Annotated in this window: 14 protein-coding genes; 10 read left to right on the top strand and 4 right to left on the bottom strand. The window is 64.6% G+C overall.

The genetic code is table 11. The features are described 5' to 3' along the window. Positions 1-26 precede the first annotated feature (26 nt). The 9 genes from FJ959_RS04770 to phnN all read left to right on the top strand — a co-directional run bounded on the left by FJ959_RS04770 (position 27) and on the right by phnN (position 9,643). Complete coding sequence (locus FJ959_RS04770; protein ID WP_181165350.1) at positions 27-872, top strand: MurR/RpiR family transcriptional regulator; 846 nt, start codon at positions 27-29, stop codon at positions 870-872. Between the two features lie 141 nt (positions 873-1,013). Further along, positions 1,014-2,948, top strand: coding sequence for a 5-dehydro-2-deoxygluconokinase (iolC, locus tag FJ959_RS04765; RefSeq protein WP_140628749.1), 1,935 nt, complete (start codon positions 1,014-1,016; stop codon positions 2,946-2,948). A 34-nt stretch (positions 2,949-2,982) separates the two neighbouring features. Beyond that, positions 2,983-4,833 carry a 3D-(3,5/4)-trihydroxycyclohexane-1,2-dione acylhydrolase (decyclizing) gene (gene iolD, locus FJ959_RS04760; protein ID WP_140524142.1) on the top strand — a complete coding sequence of 617 codons (1,851 nt, stop codon included), beginning with the start codon at positions 2,983-2,985 and terminating at the stop codon, positions 4,831-4,833. Positions 4,834-4,977: 144 nt separating this feature from the next. Beyond that, entirely contained in the window at positions 4,978-5,895 is a 918-nt protein-coding gene (iolE, locus tag FJ959_RS04755) for a myo-inosose-2 dehydratase (protein ID WP_140524144.1), read from the top strand. 40 nt (positions 5,896-5,935) lie between these two features. Beyond that, positions 5,936-6,154, top strand: coding sequence for a DUF3329 domain-containing protein (locus tag FJ959_RS04750; protein ID WP_140491266.1), 219 nt, complete (start codon positions 5,936-5,938; stop codon positions 6,152-6,154). A 4-nt stretch (positions 6,155-6,158) separates the two neighbouring features. After that, complete coding sequence (iolB, locus tag FJ959_RS04745; protein ID WP_140524146.1) at positions 6,159-6,971, top strand: 5-deoxy-glucuronate isomerase; 813 nt, start codon at positions 6,159-6,161, stop codon at positions 6,969-6,971. 151 nt (positions 6,972-7,122) lie between these two features. After that, on the top strand, positions 7,123-7,830 hold the full coding sequence (locus FJ959_RS04740) for a DUF1045 domain-containing protein (protein WP_140561734.1): 708 nt from the start codon (positions 7,123-7,125) through the stop codon (positions 7,828-7,830). A 44-nt stretch (positions 7,831-7,874) separates the two neighbouring features. After that, on the top strand, positions 7,875-9,014 hold the full coding sequence (locus FJ959_RS04735) for an alpha-D-ribose 1-methylphosphonate 5-triphosphate diphosphatase (RefSeq protein WP_140628747.1): 1,140 nt from the start codon (positions 7,875-7,877) through the stop codon (positions 9,012-9,014). Then, on the top strand, positions 9,011-9,643 hold the full coding sequence (phnN, locus tag FJ959_RS04730; protein ID WP_181169563.1) for a phosphonate metabolism protein/1,5-bisphosphokinase (PRPP-forming) PhnN: 633 nt from the start codon (positions 9,011-9,013) through the stop codon (positions 9,641-9,643). The genes FJ959_RS04735 and phnN overlap by 4 nt, the downstream gene beginning before the upstream one ends. Before the next feature lie 56 nt (positions 9,644-9,699). Here the strand turns inward: phnN and FJ959_RS04725 are convergent, their stop codons facing one another. The 4 genes from FJ959_RS04725 to FJ959_RS04710 form a co-directional block, all read right to left on the bottom strand. After that, on the bottom strand, positions 9,700-10,218 hold the full coding sequence (locus FJ959_RS04725; protein ID WP_140625522.1) for a DUF2231 domain-containing protein: 519 nt from the start codon (positions 10,216-10,218) through the stop codon (positions 9,700-9,702). Between the two features lie 232 nt (positions 10,219-10,450). Then, positions 10,451-11,446 (bottom strand): ABC transporter permease, encoded by a 996-nt coding sequence (locus FJ959_RS04720; protein ID WP_140517717.1) that lies wholly within the window; start codon positions 11,444-11,446, stop codon positions 10,451-10,453. Positions 11,447-11,496: 50 nt separating this feature from the next. Then, a complete protein-coding gene (locus FJ959_RS04715) occupies positions 11,497-13,035 on the bottom strand; it encodes a sugar ABC transporter ATP-binding protein (RefSeq protein ID WP_140628847.1) in 1,539 nt (512 codons plus the stop codon). A gap of 116 nt (positions 13,036-13,151) precedes the next feature. Then, positions 13,152-14,114: a sugar-binding protein gene (locus FJ959_RS04710; protein WP_140491278.1), complete on the bottom strand. Its 963-nt coding sequence runs from the start codon at positions 14,112-14,114 to the stop codon at positions 13,152-13,154. Between the two features lie 551 nt (positions 14,115-14,665). On the opposite strand from FJ959_RS04710, the gene FJ959_RS04705 reads away from it, so the two are divergent. Then, positions 14,666-15,760 carry a LacI family DNA-binding transcriptional regulator gene (locus FJ959_RS04705; protein WP_181172002.1) on the top strand — a complete coding sequence of 365 codons (1,095 nt, stop codon included), beginning with the start codon at positions 14,666-14,668 and terminating at the stop codon, positions 15,758-15,760. The last annotated feature ends 320 nt before the right edge of the window (positions 15,761-16,080 follow it).

Below are 16,080 nucleotides of genomic sequence, written 5' to 3'. Positions count from 1 at the left end.
CACCGATGAGCTTGGACGGGCCGACGATGGACGAACGGGTACCTCGCGACTTCGAGACGCTGCGCGCCACGATCCTCGATCGGCGCGAAAGCCTGCCCAAGCGCATCGCCCAGATCGCCGCTTATGCGCTCGACAATCCCGACGATATCGCCTTCGGCACCGCCGCCAGCATCGCCGCCTCGGCCGGCGTGCAGCCCTCGACGCTGATCCGCTTTGCCCAGCAGCTCGGCTTTGACGGCTTCACCAGCCTGCAGCAGGTGTTTCGCGAACGGCTGCGCGAGCGCAACTCCTCCTATGACGAACGGCTGCAGGCGCTGCGCGCCAAGGCCGAGGGCGGCGCCGGCCACCGGGCGATCTTCGACGGCTTCGTCGCCGCCGCCAGCACCTCGCTCAACGACATTTCGCGCACGCTGGACGACGCGCATCTGGAAGAAGCGATTTCCCTGCTGGCCAAGGCACAGACCATCTATGTGCTGGCCAAGCGGCGCTCCTATCCGGTGGCGTCCTACATCGCCTATGCGCTTGGCAAGCTGAAGATCCGCAACCAGCTGATCGAATCAGCCGCCGGCCTCAACGCCGAGATGGTCAGCTTTGCGACGCCCGCGGATGCCGTCGTCGCCATTTCCTTCTCGCCCTATGCGCCGGCCACGATCGAGGAGGCGCGCACGATTTCCGAACAGGGCGTGCCGATCATTGCCATCACCGACAGCTCGTTTTCACCGCTTGCTCAGTTCGCCAGCGTCTGGTTCGAGGTTGCCGAGGCGGATTTTGCCGGCTTCCGCTCGCTATCGGCGACGATGGCGCTGGCCATGGCGCTGACCGTTGGCGTCGGCGAGAAGCGGCGCAACCCCGGCAAGGGGCGCAAGGCCTGAGGGGAAGGCAAAAGGCGATTTTAGATCGGGGAATGCTCATTCCATATTGACTATGGATTGGAATTATTATTTCATATTTTTCGGCGCCACGCTGCCGCTCGCGCGTGTACCCCAACATAACAGGCCCGACGGGAGGTTCCAATGAGCGAAGCCGTGGACGCGAAATACGCTGCGCTCGACGTCATCACCATCGGCCGGGCTTCCGTCGACCTCTATGGCCAGCAGATCGGCTCGCGGCTGGAGGACATCACCTCCTTCGCCAAGTCGGTCGGCGGCTGCCCCGCCAATATCTCGGTCGGCACGGCGCGGCTCGGCCTGCGTTCGGCGCTGCTGACGCGGGTCGGCGACGAGCAGATGGGCCGCTTCATCCGTGAACAATTGAAGCGCGAAGGCGTCAACACCGACGGGCTGAAGACCGACAAGGAGCGATTGACCGCGCTGGTGCTGCTTTCGGTCGAGAGCGAAGGCGTTTCGCCGATGATCTTCTACCGCTCCGACTGCGCCGACATGGCGCTGGCCGAGGAGGACATCGACGAGGCGTTTATTTCCTCGGCTCGCGCGGTCGTCGTCACCGGCACGCATTTTTCCCGGCCCAACAGCGATGCCGCCCAGCGCAAGGCGATCCGCATCATGAAGGCCAAGGGCGGCAAGGTCGTGTTCGACATAGACTACCGGCCGAACCTCTGGGGCCTGGCCGGCCACGCCGAGGGTTTTGAGCGCTACGTCAAGTCCGACCGCGTCTCGGCGCAGTTGAAGACGGTGCTGCCCGATTGCGACCTCGTCGTGGGCACCGAGGAAGAGATCATGATCGCCTCGGGCGCCGACGACTGCCTGAGCGCCCTGAAGACGATCCGTTCGCTGTCCCCGGCCACCATCGTCTTGAAGCGCGGCGCCATGGGTTGCATCGTCTATGACGGGCCTATCAGCGACGATCTCGAGGACGGCGTGGTCGGCAAGGGTTTTCCGATCGAGATCTACAACGTGCTTGGCGCCGGCGACGCCTTCATGTCGGGCTTCCTGCGCGGCTGGCTGGGCGGCGAAAGCCTTGCCACGGCGGCGACCTGGGCCAATGCCTGCGGCGCCTTCGCCGTGTCGCGGCTGTTGTGCGCGCCGGAATATCCGACCTTCGAGGAATTGCAGTTCTTCCTCGAGCACGGCAGCAGGCATCTGGCCTTGCGCAAGGACGAGGCGATCAACCACATCCATTGGGCAACGACGCGCCGGCACGACATTCCCTCGCTGATGGCGTTCGCCTGCGATCACCGGGTGCAGCTCGAGGACGTCGCGGCCAAGACCGGCGCCGATGCCTCGCGCATCGAGGATTTCAAGGTGCTGACGGTGAAGGCGGCGGCCAAGGTCGCCGCCGGACGCGACGGCTACGGCATGCTGCTTGACGAGCGACATGGCCGCGAGGCGATGTTCGAATTCGCCAGGCATTCCTTTGCCTGGCTCGGGCGGCCGGTAGAGTTGCCGGGCTCGCGGCCGCTGCGTTTCGAATTCTCGCAGGATATCGGCTCGCAGCTCACCGAATGGCCGGTCGAACACTGCATCAAATGCCTGTGCTTCTATCATCCCGACGATCCGCCGGGCTTGAAGGAGGAACAGCAGCAGAAATTGCGCGCCCTGTTCGAGGCCGCGCGGAAAGTGGGGAGGGAGCTTCTCATCGAGATCATCGCCGGCAAGCACGGCAAGCTCGACGACAAGACCATCCCGCGCGCGCTTGAGGAACTCTATGCACTCGGCATCAAGCCGGATTGGTGGAAGCTCGAACCGCAGGCATCCGCAGGCGCGTGGACGAAGATCGAGGCCGTGATCCTGAAGAACGACCCCTGGTGCCGCGGAGTCGTGCTGCTCGGCCTGGAGGCGCCGCAGGACGAGTTGGAGGCCGCCTTCGCAGCGACGGCCAAGGCGCCTATCGTCAAGGGTTTCGCGGTCGGCCGCACCATCTTCATCAATGCCGCCGAACAATGGCTTTCCGGGAAGATGTCGGACGACGAAGCGATTGCCGACATGGCATCGCGCTTCGAGCAACTGACCGAGGCATGGCTTGCCGCGCGCGGCCGTAAAGCAGCATAAGAAGGCACGGGCACAGGGACTGCGGAGGAAACCAATGAGCAAGACAATCCGCCTGACGATGGCGCAGGCGCTGACCCGTTTCCTGAGCAAACAGATGACCGAGATCGACGGCGCAAAGGTACCGATCTTCGGCGGCGTCTGGGCCATCTTCGGCCACGGCAATGTTGCCGGCATCGGCGAGGCGCTCTACCAGGTGCGCGACAAACTGCCGACCTTCCGCGCCCACAATGAACAGGCGATGGCGCATGCGGCGATCGCCTATGGCAAGGCCAATTTCCGCCGCCGCTTCATGGCCGCCACCTCATCGATCGGGCCCGGCGCGCTCAACATGGTGACGGCGGCGGCACTTGCGCATGTAAACAGGTTGCCTGTCCTGTTTCTGCCGGGTGACGTCTTCGCCAACCGCGTTCCCGATCCGGTGCTTCAGCAGGCCGAGGATTTTTCGGACGGCACGGCGACGGTCAATGACTGTTTTCGTCCGGTGTCGCGCTATTTCGACCGCATCACGCGGCCGGAGCAGATCATCCCGGCGCTCAACCGCGCCATGGCCGTGCTGACCGACCCGGCCGAATGCGGGCCGGTGACCTTGTCGCTCTGCCAGGACGTGCAGGCCGAGGCCTATGACTATCCCGAGAGCTTCTTTGCCGAACGGGTCTGGCGCCAGCGCCGGCCGCGCCCGGACCGGGCTGAATTGGCGGCTGCGGTTGCAGCGCTGAAGAGCGCAAGCAAGCCGCTGGTGATCGCCGGCGGCGGCGTGCTCTATTCTCGGGCCTCGGACGAACTGGCGAAATTCGTTGAAGGCGCCGGCATTCCGGTCTGCGAAACGCAGGGCGGCAAATCCTCGCTGCCGGACGATCATCCGCTCAACATGGCGGCGATCGGCGTCACCGGCACGTCGGCCGCCAACCGGCTGGCGGAAGAGGCCGATGTCGTGCTCGCCATCGGCACGCGCCTGCAGGATTTCACCACCGGCTCCTGGGCGCTGTTCAAGAATTCGGGCAAGACCATCATCGGCTTGAATGTGCAGCCTTTCGATGCCGGCAAGCATCGGGCATCGCCGCTGGTCGCCGACGCGGCCGAAGGCTTGGCCGAACTCGGTGCCGCGCTGAAGGGTTGGAAGGCGCCATCCGCCTGGACCGACAATGCGGCAGCCGGCAAGAAGGAATGGCAGGCCGAAGCCGCCAAGGTGACGGCGTCGACCAATGCCGCCTACCCTTCCGACGCGCAGGTGATCGGCGCCGTGCAACGCGCCATGGGCTCCGGCGTGACGCTGCTCAACGCCGCCGGCGGGCTGCCGGGCGAATTGCACAAGCTTTGGCAGGCCGGCGCGCCCGGCTCCTACCACGCAGAATACGGCTTCTCGACCATGGGCTATGAGATTGCGGGCGGGCTCGGCACCAAGATGGCCAAGCCTGACGAAGAGGTCGTCGTCATGATCGGCGACGGCTCTTACCTGATGCTCAATTCCGAGATCGCCACCTCGGTGATGCTCGGCCTGAAGCTAACCATCGTGCTGCTCGACAACAGGGGTTTTGGCTGCATCAACCGGCTGCAGATGGCGACCGGCGGCGCCAACTTCAACAATCTCCTGAAGGACGCGCGCCACGAGGTGCTGCCCGACGTCGACTTTGCCGCGCACGCCGCGAGCATGGGGGCGATCGCCGAGAAGGTCTCGTCGATCGCAGGGCTGGAGACGGCGCTGGCTCAGGCGAAAGGCAACGACCGCACCACGGTACTGGTCATCGACACCGATCCGCTGGTCTCCACCGATGCCGGCGGCCACTGGTGGGACGTGGCGGTGCCGGAAGTCTCCGAGCGCAGCCAAGTGAACGCGGCGCGCAAGGTCTATGACGAGAAGCGGCGGATGCAGAGCGTCGGCGATTGATCTCGGCGCTGCCCACCCCCTACCTCTCCTTGTGGGGAGGTCGGACCGAAGGTCCGGGTGGGGTCTGGCGCCGCACCCCCACCCCGCTGCTTCGCAGCGACCCTCCCCACAAGGGGGAGGGTGAACAAGAACCGGAGTGACGACTTGAAAGCCAAACTGGGCATGTCCCCCATCGCGTGGTGGAACGACGATCTTGCGGAACTCAGCGACGACGTGTCGTTGGAGGAGTGCCTACGCCAGTCGCGTTCGGCCGGCTTCACCGGCATGGAGATGGGACGGCGCTTTCCCAAGGACCCCAAGGTGATGCTGCCGATCCTGAAGGCGGCTGACGTCACACTGTGCGGCGGCTGGTTCTCGGGCACGCTGGTCGACGAGGAGATGAGCAAGAACAAGGATCGCATCCAGCCGATGATCGACCTGTTCAAGGCGGTCAACGCGCCTTGCATCGTCTATGGCGAGGTTGGCCGTTCGATCCAGGGCGACCGCTCGAAGCCGCTCGCCACCAAGCCGAAACTCTCGAGCGACGAGATGAAGGCCTATGCCAGGCGCCTGACCGAATTCGGCGAATGGTGCGCCGAGCAAGGCATGCCGCTTTCCTATCATCACCATATGGCGGCGGTGGTCGAGACCGAGGCGGAGCTCGACGCCTTCATGCGCCATTCCGGAGCGGGCATTCCGCTGCTGCTTGACGCTGGACATCTGGCCTTTGCCGGCGGCGATGTGCTGCGCGCCATCGACAATCACCACAAGCGCATCAGCCATGTGCATGTGAAGGATGTACGCATGGGCGTGATCGAGAAGCTCGACCGCACGAGGCAGTCCTTCCTCGATGCGGTGGCTCTCGGCGCCTTCACCGTGCCGGGCGACGGCTCGCTGGATTTCGGCGCCATCGTGCAGCGTTTCGCCGACCACGGCTATGAAGGCTGGTTCGTGGTCGAGGCCGAACAGGACCCGAAGAAGAACCCGCCGCTCAAGATGGCGCAGGTGGGCCACAAGGAGTTGATGCGGGTGATGACGGCGGCCGGCTACACGGTCGAGACCCAGGGCTTCCCCGATGTCTGATCGGGTTCTCGCCAGGCCGGGCTTGCTGTAGGTTGCCGCGATGAAAGATTCCGAGCACCCCTTCTTCCGGCCCCTATGGCGGCGTGTCGCCGTCGTCGCGGTCTGCGTCATCTGGTCGATCATCGAATTCGCGAGCGGCACGCCGTTCTGGGGCGTGATCGCGCTGGGCTTCGCCGGCTATGGCGTCTGGCAGTTTTTTTATCTCTACAAGCCGGCCGACGAGAACAAGGCGCCCGCCGAAGTCGAACCGAAGGAGTAACCGGATGTCGAAGCTGCTGGTCAAAGCCGACAAGGGCCATGGCCGTGTCGCGCATGTCACGCCGCAAAGCGCCGGATGGACCTATGTCGGGTTCGACCTGCACCGGCTGGAACCGGGCGAAACGGCTTCGGGAACAACGGACGATCGCGAAGTCTGCCTGGTGTTCGTCACCGGCAAGGGCACGGTCACGGCCGGCGGCAAGGATCTCGGCCTGCTTGGCCAGCGCATGTCGCCCTTCGAAGGCAAACCATGGTCGGTCTATGTGCCGCAGGGATCGGACTGGTCGGTGACGGCTGATAGCGGACTGGAACTGGCGGTCTGCTCGGCGCCGGGATTGAGCGGCGGCCTGCCGGTTCGCGTCATCGGGCCTGACGACCTCGGCCAGGAGGTGCGCGGCAAGGGCACCAATACGCGCTACGTCACCAACATCCTGCCCGAGGGCAAGCCGGCCGATTCGCTGCTGGTGGTCGAGGTCATCACGCCCGGCGGCCATACGTCGAGCTATCCGCCGCACAAGCACGACCAGGACAATCTGCCTAACGAATCCTATCTCGAGGAAACCTATTATCACCGCCTCAACCCGCCGCAGGGCTTTGCTTTCCAGCGGGTCTATACCGACGCCGACAAGGACGGCTCCCGCGCGCTGGACGAGGCGATGGCGATCGAGGACGGCGACGTCGTGCTGGTGCCCAAGGGCTATCACCCCTGCGCGGCTTGCCATGGCTACGATCTCTACTATCTCAACGTCATGGCCGGCCCGAAGCGGACGTGGAAATTCCACAATGCGCCCGAGCACGAATGGCTGATGAAGGCCTGACCGTTGCGCGTTCACGGCTGAACCTGTTGGTCCAGATCAGAAAAATCGTCGGCTAAGGACCGGCGGAGTCGATTTGCCTTCGAAAACCCTTCAAAGCTTCGTCAATCCGTCATGGAAATCACCTATGGCAACGGTCTGACGAGGATTTTCGATGCGCTACGCCATCTACTTCACCCCCCAACAGGACGAAAAATTGGCGCGGATCGCCGCCAACTGGCTGGGCCGTGACCCGTTCGGCGCCGCGACGCGACCGGTGGAGGCGGTGGGCGATTTGTCGGCGGCGGAAGTCGCCTTCCACACCGCATCGGCACGGCGCTATGGTTTTCACGCAACGCTGAAAGCCCCTTTCCGGTTAGCGGCCAACGAAACCGAAGCCTCGTTGCGCGCAGCGCTCGACGCCTTTGCCGAGGCGACGCCGGTTGTGATGATCCCGCGTCTCGTCGTCAGCCAGATCGACGGTTTCTTCGCACTGGTGCCGGAGGCGCCATTGCCTCCGCTCAATCGCTTCGCCGATGATGTGGTGCGCGATTTCGACCGCTTTCGCGCGCCGTTGACGGAGGCCGAGATCGAGCGGCGCAGCCCGGACTCGCTGAAGCCGGGCGAATTCCGCAATCTCTGCCAATGGGGCTACCCTTACGTCTTCGAGAGCTTCCGCTTTCACATGACGCTGTCCGGCAGGGCCGGGCCACAGGATAGCCCTCGTCTTTGCCTGGCAATCGAGGGCCTGTTCGCCGAGGTGCTGCGCCAGCCGGTTCCGGTGGACGCGCTGACGTTGTTCATCGAGCCCGAACCTGGCGCCCCGTTCATGGTGCTTTCCCAACACGCGCTCGGGCGCCGTCCGGCCAGAAAAACCGCCTGAAGCAACAAGCCGTAAAGGCCAGAAAAAACCAAGGACTGCCTGAAATGACCGCCGAGACCATTCTGAGCAACGCCCGCATCGTTCTTGCCGACGAGATCATCGAGGGCTCGCTCGTGATGCGTGACGGTCTGATCGCCGACATATCCGCCGGCGCCGTGCGAGCCGGCGAGGACATGGCTGGCGACTTCATCATTCCGGGGCTGGTCGAGCTTCACACCGATCATCTCGAAGGCCATTATGCGCCGCGGCCGAAGGTGCGGTGGAACCCGATCGCCGCCGTCCTCGCCCATGACGCGCAAGTGGCGACCGCCGGCATTACCACCGTGCTCGACGCCTTGCGTGTCGGCATGGACGAGGATGCCGATCTCAACGCCGCCGATATCCGCAAGCTCGCCGACGCGATCGAGGACAGCGTGCGGATGGATCGATTGCGGGCCGACCATTTCATCCATCTGCGCTGCGAGGTCTCGGCGCCGGATTGCCTCAGGGCCTTCGCCAATTTCGAGACCGACGAACGGGTGAAGCTCGCCTCGCTGATGGACCATGCGCCAGGCCAGCGCCAGTTCGTCAACCTCGAAACCTACGCCTACTACTACCAACGCAAGCTGAAGCTGACCGATCACGATTTCCAGAAATTCTGCGAGAAGCGGATGGGCGAATCGGCCCGGAATTCGGCCCCGAACCGCGTCTTCATCGCCGCCGCCTGCCACGAGCGCGGCATCGTGCTTGCGAGCCATGATGATGCGACGACGGGCCATGTCGACGAAGCCATCGAGCAAGGCGTGCGCGTTGCCGAATTCCCGACCACCGAGGAGGCCGCCAGAGCTTCGAAGGATGCCGGGCTCGGCGTGCTGATGGGCGCGCCCAATGTCATGCGCGGCGCCTCCCATTCGGGCAATGTCTCGGCGCGCACGCTGGCCAGCGACGGCCTGCTCGACATATTGTCGTCCGACTACATCCCCTTCAGCCTGATCCAGTCCGCCTTCTTTCTCGGCGACGTCGTCGATAGCATTTCCCTGCCGCAGGCGGTGGCAATGGTGTCCAAGAACCCGGCCGAGGCCGTCGGTCTTTCCGATCGCGGCGTCATCGAAGAGGGCCGCCGGGCCGACCTGGTGCGCGTGCGCCTCGACGACCACGTTCCGGTGGTGCGCACGGTCTGGCGGCAGGGGCGGCGGGTCGCGTGATGGCTTCGGCATTGATCGAGCGTGAACTGTCGGCCGAGGCGTTTCCGATACGCGACGGCGTCTTCGTTGCCGTGGTGGGCCCGAGCGGCGCCGGCAAGGATACGATCATCGGCCATGCCAAGGCGCTCTTCGCCGACGAGACGCGGCTGGAATTCGTGCGCCGCGTCATCACCAGACCGAGCGACACGGCAAGCGAGGATCACGACACGCTGGCCGATGCCGCCTTCATCGAGGCCGAAGCCGACGGCGCCTTCGCCGTTTCCTGGGAAGCGCACGGCCTGCGCTACGGCCTGCCGGCCGAGGTCGATTGGGCAGTGGCCAACGGCCATGTCGCTGTCGCCAATGTATCGCGTGCGATCATCCCTAGCTTGCGGAAGCGCTATGCCAACCTGGCCGTCGTCGAGATCACCGCTTCGCCCGATGTGCTGGCCGGGCGGCTGGCGATGCGTGGCCGCGAGTCGCGCGGGGAGGTTCTGGCACGCCTGGCGCGAAGCGCCCCTGTGACGCTCTCCGGACCCGGCGTCACCTCAATCGACAATAGCGGTTCGCGCGAAGCGGCAGGCGAGCGCTTTGCCGAGGTGCTGCGCAAGGCGATGGCATTCTCCGACATGTCGGGGCTGATCGACTAAAGGTGTTGATGGTCAGGTGGCGCCCGCCTGACCTGAATATCGAATGCGCCTTCGTTTTATGCCGCGTGCCGGTCGTGATCGGCACGACGCGTGCCGGCCGACGGCGTTGCCGAAGGTTGTGTCGGCGCGTCCAGAACCGCGACGTGATGGCGGTACACCATTTCCCAGCCTTTCCAGCCGGTAAACAGCAGGATGCAGACAACGATCAATGAAAGCAGCACTCCCCATGGGCGAACTGCCGCTTCGGCGCCTTGGCTGTAGCGAAGATAGAAATTGATCAGCGCCAGAACGACGGCGGTCAAATTGCCGACCATGTGGTACCAGGCGTCCGTCAGGGCGCGGATGCGCGGCTCGCTCAGGAAATCGATAAAGCCGGCAATCGCCGCCAGGAGAGCCATGACGATGGCTGCCCCAATCAGCCACATCGACGCGCGTGCCCAAAAGGCGTCGGCAGTGCCCCAGAACATCAAATCGGTGAGAAACGCGCCGACAAGGAACGCGACAGGAAAGGGAATGAGCATCGGATGGATGGGATGACCTCCCACCTTGGCGGTGCTTAGCGGATTCGCGGCCATGACAATGCCTCCGAATAGAAAAGCTTTGAACAACGCCCAGATAAGGGTTTCGTTCCAATCCGGATGGAAGCTCGCAAGACCGCTTTTCGCGATGCCGCCCCCCTTTTGCACTCAAGTCACTTGGGGCCGCACAGATACGGCCGACAACAGATCGAGCGGAATTGCGGGGCGGGCGAGATAGAGCGGCGTTATCTTTCGACGGCCACGGCGGACGGCGGCTTTTTGCCCCTGACTATTCCGCCGCTGCCCCGGCGATGCTCTTGCGGCTGGCGTCGACCATGCGCCGCCGCGCGCGGAACACGCCCCACTGCTGGTCGATCAGCACGCCGATGAGGATGACGCCGCCCATCACCGCGAAGTTGAGCGAGGACGGGATGCCGAGCAGATTGACGAGGTTCTGCAGCTCCTGCAGCAGCACGGTGCCGAGGATGACGCCGATCAGCGAGCCCTCGCCGCCGCGCAGCGAGAAGCCGCCGAGCACGGCCGCGGCAATGGCGTAAAGCTCGTAGAACTGGCCGTGGCTGGCCGGCGAGATGGATCGCGTGTACATGGCGAAATAGATCGCCGACAGCGCCGTCAGTACCCCGCAGATGACGTAGGCGGCCATGACGACACGCCCGGTGCGGATGCCGGAATATTTCGCCGCCTCCTCGTTCTTGCCGATGGCGTAGAGATAGCGGCCGAACACCGAGCGGTGCAGCACCACCCACATGACGATGGCGATGACGATCAGGGCGAAGAAGGAGTTCGGCACGCCCCAGGAGCGGCCGGCGGTCAAGAATTCGAGCTCCGGGAAATTCTGGCCGAAGGCGAAGCCGGCGGTGCCGTCGGCGGTGTAGAAGCGGGCGACGCCGCGATAGATCAAAAGGCCGCACAAGGTCACCACGAAGGGCTGCAATTTGAGCCGCGTGATCAGCCAGCCATGCGCCAGGCCGATGATGGCACCGAGCACCAGGATGAGCACGAAGGCCAGCGGCCATTCCATGCCGCGCACGGCGATGAAGTCGATGAAAAGCGTTCCCAGCAGCGCCACCAGCGAGCCGACCGACAATTCGATGCCGCCGGTGATGATGACGAAGGCCTGGCCGATCGACAGGATGCCGAACAGTCCGATCAGGTTCGAGGTGTTGGCAAGGTTGATCGGCAGCAGAAAGCGCGGATTGATGATGGCAACGATGGCGCCGACCACCAGGATCAGGATCAGCAGGCCGAGATCTTTCTTGCTCATCATCTTCTCCCCAATGCCGGCCCGAGCGCTTCCGCGGCGCGGCGGCAGAATTATTTCGGCTGCTTGCCTACCGCCAGCAGCAGCACGTTTTCCTGGCTGAACTGGTCCTTGTCGAGAATGCCCGAGATCTGGCCCTCATGCATGACGGCGATGCGGTCGGACACGCCGATCACCTCCTCCATGTCGCTGGAGATCATCAGCACGGCGACGCCGGCGTCGGCCAGCGCACGCATCAGCCCGTAGATCTCCGCCTTGGCGCCGATGTCGATGCCGCGCGTCGGCTCATCGAGGATCATCACTTTGGGGTTCATCGCCAGCCATTTGGCCAGCACGACCTTCTGCTGGTTGCCGCCCGACAGCGTGCCGGTGCGCGTCTGCACCGAGGGCGCCTTGATGCCGAGATCTTTTTTCTGCTTCTCGGCGGTTGCCGTTTCGGCGCTGGTCGACACCAAGGAGCGCTTGGCATGCGCCGGCAGGTTGGGCAGCGAAATGTTCTGGGCGATCGAAAGGTCGAGCAGGATGCCGGTCAGCTTGCGGTCCTCCGGCACCAGGAAGATGCCGTGCGCGACGGCATCGGCCGCCGAGCCCAGGGCGAGCGGCTTGCCGGCGAGCTCGAGCGTGCCGCCGAGGCTGCTTTCGATGCCGAAGAACACCCGCGCCAGCTCGGTGCGGCCGGAACCGACAAGGCCGGCAAGGCCGAGGATTTCACCGCGCCTGACGTCGAGATCTACCGGGCGGCCGGGATAGGTCGGGGTGCGGATGGCCTTGGCCGACAGGGCGACGGCGCCGGGGGCGCGGGCCGCCTCGGAAGCCTTCTCGCGCTCCTTCAGCATGCGGCCGATCATCAGCTTGACCATCTGGTCGTGGTTGATGTCGCGCTTGGGCAAGGTGCCGGCCAGCATGCCGTCGCGCAGCACGATGACGCGGTCGGCGACACGCTCGACCTCGTGCAGGCGATGCGAAATGAAGATGACGCTGATGCCGTCCGCCTTCAGCGCCCTGATGACGTCGAGCAATTTGTCGGTCTCGGCGATCGGCAGGCTCGACGTCGGTTCGTCGAGGATGACCAGCCTTGCCTTGATCGACAGCGCCTTGGCGATCTCGACCATCTGCTGCTGCGCGAGCGACAGTTCGGCGACAGGCGTGTCGGCGGAGAAATTGGCGCCGACGCGCTTCAGGAGCGGCGCCACCATGGCGCGCAGCCTGGCGCGGTCGACGAGCCTGAGCGGCCCGGCGCGCAGCGGTTCGCGGCCGAAGAAGATGTTGGCTGCGACGTCGAGATTCTCGAAGAGGTTGAGTTCCTGGTGGACGAAGGCGATGCCGGAGCCAAGGCTGCCCTCGACGCTCAGGCCGTCATGGGCGGTGCCGTCGACGGTGACGGTGCCGCTGTCCGGCCGCGTCACCCCGCCGAGGATCTTCATCAAGGTGGATTTGCCGGCGCCGTTCTCGCCGACGAGACCGATGACCTCGCCCGGCCTGACCTCCATCGAGAAGCCATCGAGCGCTACGACGCCCGGATAGGTCTTGCGCACGTTCTCGAGGCTGAGGAACGCGATGGTCGCGGCGATGGATGTGTCGGAATAATTCATCATGCCTGACAGCGTTGGCGGGCCGACCTCTTGGCAGACTGACTGGCCTCGAAGGGTTCGTCAATGCAAGAGCAGCCGGCTCAAGCGACGTTGAGCCGGCTGAACTGCCTTCGGTCTTAGTTTCCAGCCATCGCCTTCAGATTGGCGGCGTAGGCGTCGACGTCATCCTTGCCGATGATCTTGGTCGGGATGATGATGAGGCCGTCGGCCGGGATGCCCGACTTGTCGCCCTTGAGATAGGATGCCATCAGCTTCATGCCCTGATAGGCCCACTCGAAGGGCTGCTGCACGACGGTGGCGGCAATGGTGCCTTCCTTGACGCCGCCCAGGGTGATCGGATCGTCATCGAAGCCGACGACGGTGATCGAGCCGAGCTTGCCGGCATCGCGCAGCGCTTCATAGATGCGCGGCGTGTTGTAGGAGTAGAAGCCGACCATGCAGGTGACGTCGGGGCTGGCGACGAGCGCGTCCTCGACGTTCTTCTTGGCGCGGGCCTGGTCGATGTCGTCGCCGCGCACGTCGACGAGCTCGATCTTGGTGCCGGCCAGGCCATCCTTCATGCCCTGGATGCGCTCCTTGGCATTGTCGGCGCCGAGCAGGCCGACGAAGCCGAGGCACTTGCCGCCATCCGGCATCGCCTTCTTGGCGATTTCGGCCGCCTGCTTGCCGGCATCGACATTGGACGAGCCGATATAGGCGACGCGCTTGGTCTGCGGAGCGTCGCTGTCGGTGGTGAACAGCGCCGTTTCCGAGGCGATCTTGTTCAGCCCGTCGGTCGAGGTCTTGGGATCGACGGCCGAAACCATGATGCCCTTGACGCCGGCGGTGACCAGATCGTCCATCAGCCGCTGCTGGATGGCGACCGAGGACTGCTCGGGATATTTCAGCTCGAGATTGTAGTCGGGCAGTTCGCCCTGCGCCTTCTTGACGCCGGCTTCGGCCGCCTTCCAGAAGTCGGAAGCGCCGTTGACGACGAAGGCCAGCGTCGGCTTGTCGTCGGCGCGCGCGATCGTGCTCGCCGTCAGGCCAAGCAGCAGCGCCGCGGTGGCCACGGATGCATTGCGTATCAAGGATTTCATGTTCAACCTCCCGTTTTGGCCGGTCGTCGGACCGGCCGATCCTGCACTTGTCTGATTTGCCGTTCGCGGCTTGGACGCCCTCCTCCTCAAGGGTTCCCGGCACTGAAGATGGCGTCGTTCCAGCCACGGCGACGGACTTTAGAGACTCATCCCCCGTTCGTAAATAGTCCGATTTGTCTGACATATCACATGTCCGCGACAAGGCTTCGCGGGGGTACTATCCGCTTGCCATCGGGCCATTCGCATGCACCGCGCCCCAGGGAAAACGGACGCGACGGACCGACGTTACAGCGCATTTTCGTATTAGTAAACGGTATTAGTTGCGTTCGATGGCGACCGCGCCGGCGGTGACGCTGTTGGCTTTGCCGAGAACGTAAGGGTTTGGCGCAAAAGGGACAATCGGCTCATATGCTGTGATTTTAAGCTGCCCGAGCCCCTTAGCCAGTAGACCGGTCGCCCGCTAATAGATATAAGTCAGCCGATATTTCTATAAACCGGCGCGGCCTTGATGGTCGCCGGGCAGGCCGGACAGGCCGGGGAACACGGACAGCATGAGCGAGACCACCGATATCGCGACGGCAAGGCGCCGCAAGGCGCCGGTGAAGCCCAAGGGCCGGGTCACCATGACCGACATTGCGCGCGCCGCTGGCTGCTCGCAGGCGACTGTTTCCTTCGTGCTCAACAATTCGCCTGGCATAAAACTGTCGCGGCAGACGCGCGAGCGGGTGATCGAGGCGGCGCGCGCGCTGGGCTATAGTGCGCCGGCCTTTTCGGCACTGAAGGCGCCGGCCAGCGCCTTCGACGGGCTGGACGGGGTGATCGGCTTCGCCGTCGACCAGCTCGCCACCAGCCCGGAAGCCGTCGTCGCCATCGAGGGCGCGCGCCAGGCCTCGTGGAACGCCAGCAACGTGCTTCTGGTGGCGCAGACCATGGGCGACGCCGTGATGGAGCCGCGCGCCATAGAGGCGCTGACCAGGCGGGGCATTTCGGCGCTGATCTACATGACCATCTTCACCCGCGAGATCACGGCGCCCGATTTCCTCTACAGCCTCGACATCCCGGTGATCCTGCTCAACTGCTACACGTCGGATTATGCCTTCCCCGCCGTGGTGCCCTCCGAGATCGCCGGCGGCCAGAGCTCCACTCGGCACCTGATCAGCCACGGCCACCGCCGCATCGCCACCATCACCGGCGAGCCCTGGATGCAGGCGGCACAGGACCGCCTGAAAGGCTACCGCCGCGCTCTTGCCACCGCCGACATCCCCTTCGATCCCGAACTGGTGGTCGAGGGCGACTGGTCGGCAAGTGCCGGCTATGCCGCGACCGTCAAGCTCCTGGCGCTGAAGGACCGCCCGACCGCCATCTTCTGCCAGAACGACCGCACCGCGATCGGCTGCTACGAAGCGCTGAAGGAAGCCGGCCTGCACATCCCGCAGGACATCTCCGTGGTCGGCTACGACGACGAGGAAATCGCCAGGCATCTGTTCCCGCCGCTGACCACCTCGATCCTGCCGCATATGGCGATGGGCCAATGGGCGATCGAACAGCTCGAGGCGCCAGCGACGGTGAGACGGGGGCGCTATCCCATCACCAAGCTGGAATGTCCGCTGGTGGAGAGGGAGAGCGTGCGGGCCGTGGCAGGCTGACCGACCGGCGGACAAGGCAAGCATTTTGAGTGATGAAAGCCGGCGCCGCGAGCGCCGGCCGGCCACGGACGTTCCCGCTGCCGGGGCAGCCAGGCGTGCCCTTTCAATTGGCACAGCAAGCGGTCTGGCCGCCGGCCCCGAGGCCGCGAAGGCGTGAAAAATGCCGGCCAGCGACGCCGCGAGAGCCCTATTGCGCCAAGATTCGAGGACATTTGTTCCAAGCGCGGCGTGTTGGTTGAACAGATTGGGTTGCAGGCATAGCCTTGCGTCGTCCACCGGGGCTCGCCTCGAGCTTGCGGGGGCAACAGGCGGCGGATCGC

The organism is Mesorhizobium sp. B2-2-4, assembly GCF_006442375.1.
Classification (GTDB): Bacteria; Pseudomonadota; Alphaproteobacteria; order Rhizobiales; family Rhizobiaceae; genus Mesorhizobium.
Note: the sequence above shows the minus strand (reverse complement) of the source record. Positions and strands in the feature narration are given on the sequence as shown.

Excerpts from the sequence above, each read along its gene's own strand:
- FJ959_RS04720 (WP_140517717.1), bottom strand. The coding sequence starts at position 11,446 with ATGAGCAAGAAAGATCTCGGCCTGCTGATCCTGATCCTGGTGGTCGGC.
- FJ959_RS04715 (WP_140628847.1), bottom strand. The coding sequence starts at position 13,035 with ATGAATTATTCCGACACATCCATCGCCGCGACCATCGCGTTCCTCAGC.
- FJ959_RS04740 (WP_140561734.1), top strand. The coding sequence starts at position 7,123 with ATGCGCTACGCCATCTACTTCACCCCCCAACAGGACGAAAAATTGGCG.
- iolC (WP_140628749.1), top strand. The coding sequence starts at position 1,014 with ATGAGCGAAGCCGTGGACGCGAAATACGCTGCGCTCGACGTCATCACC.
- FJ959_RS04710 (WP_140491278.1), bottom strand. The coding sequence starts at position 14,114 with ATGAAATCCTTGATACGCAATGCATCCGTGGCCACCGCGGCGCTGCTG.
- FJ959_RS04750 (WP_140491266.1), top strand. The coding sequence starts at position 5,936 with ATGAAAGATTCCGAGCACCCCTTCTTCCGGCCCCTATGGCGGCGTGTC.
- iolB (WP_140524146.1), top strand. The coding sequence starts at position 6,159 with ATGTCGAAGCTGCTGGTCAAAGCCGACAAGGGCCATGGCCGTGTCGCG.
- FJ959_RS04705 (WP_181172002.1), top strand. The coding sequence starts at position 14,666 with ATGAGCGAGACCACCGATATCGCGACGGCAAGGCGCCGCAAGGCGCCG.
- FJ959_RS04770 (WP_181165350.1), top strand. The coding sequence starts at position 27 with ATGGACGAACGGGTACCTCGCGACTTCGAGACGCTGCGCGCCACGATC.
- FJ959_RS04725 (WP_140625522.1), bottom strand. The coding sequence starts at position 10,218 with ATGGCCGCGAATCCGCTAAGCACCGCCAAGGTGGGAGGTCATCCCATC.
- FJ959_RS04735 (WP_140628747.1), top strand. The coding sequence starts at position 7,875 with ATGACCGCCGAGACCATTCTGAGCAACGCCCGCATCGTTCTTGCCGAC.
- iolD (WP_140524142.1), top strand. The coding sequence starts at position 2,983 with ATGAGCAAGACAATCCGCCTGACGATGGCGCAGGCGCTGACCCGTTTC.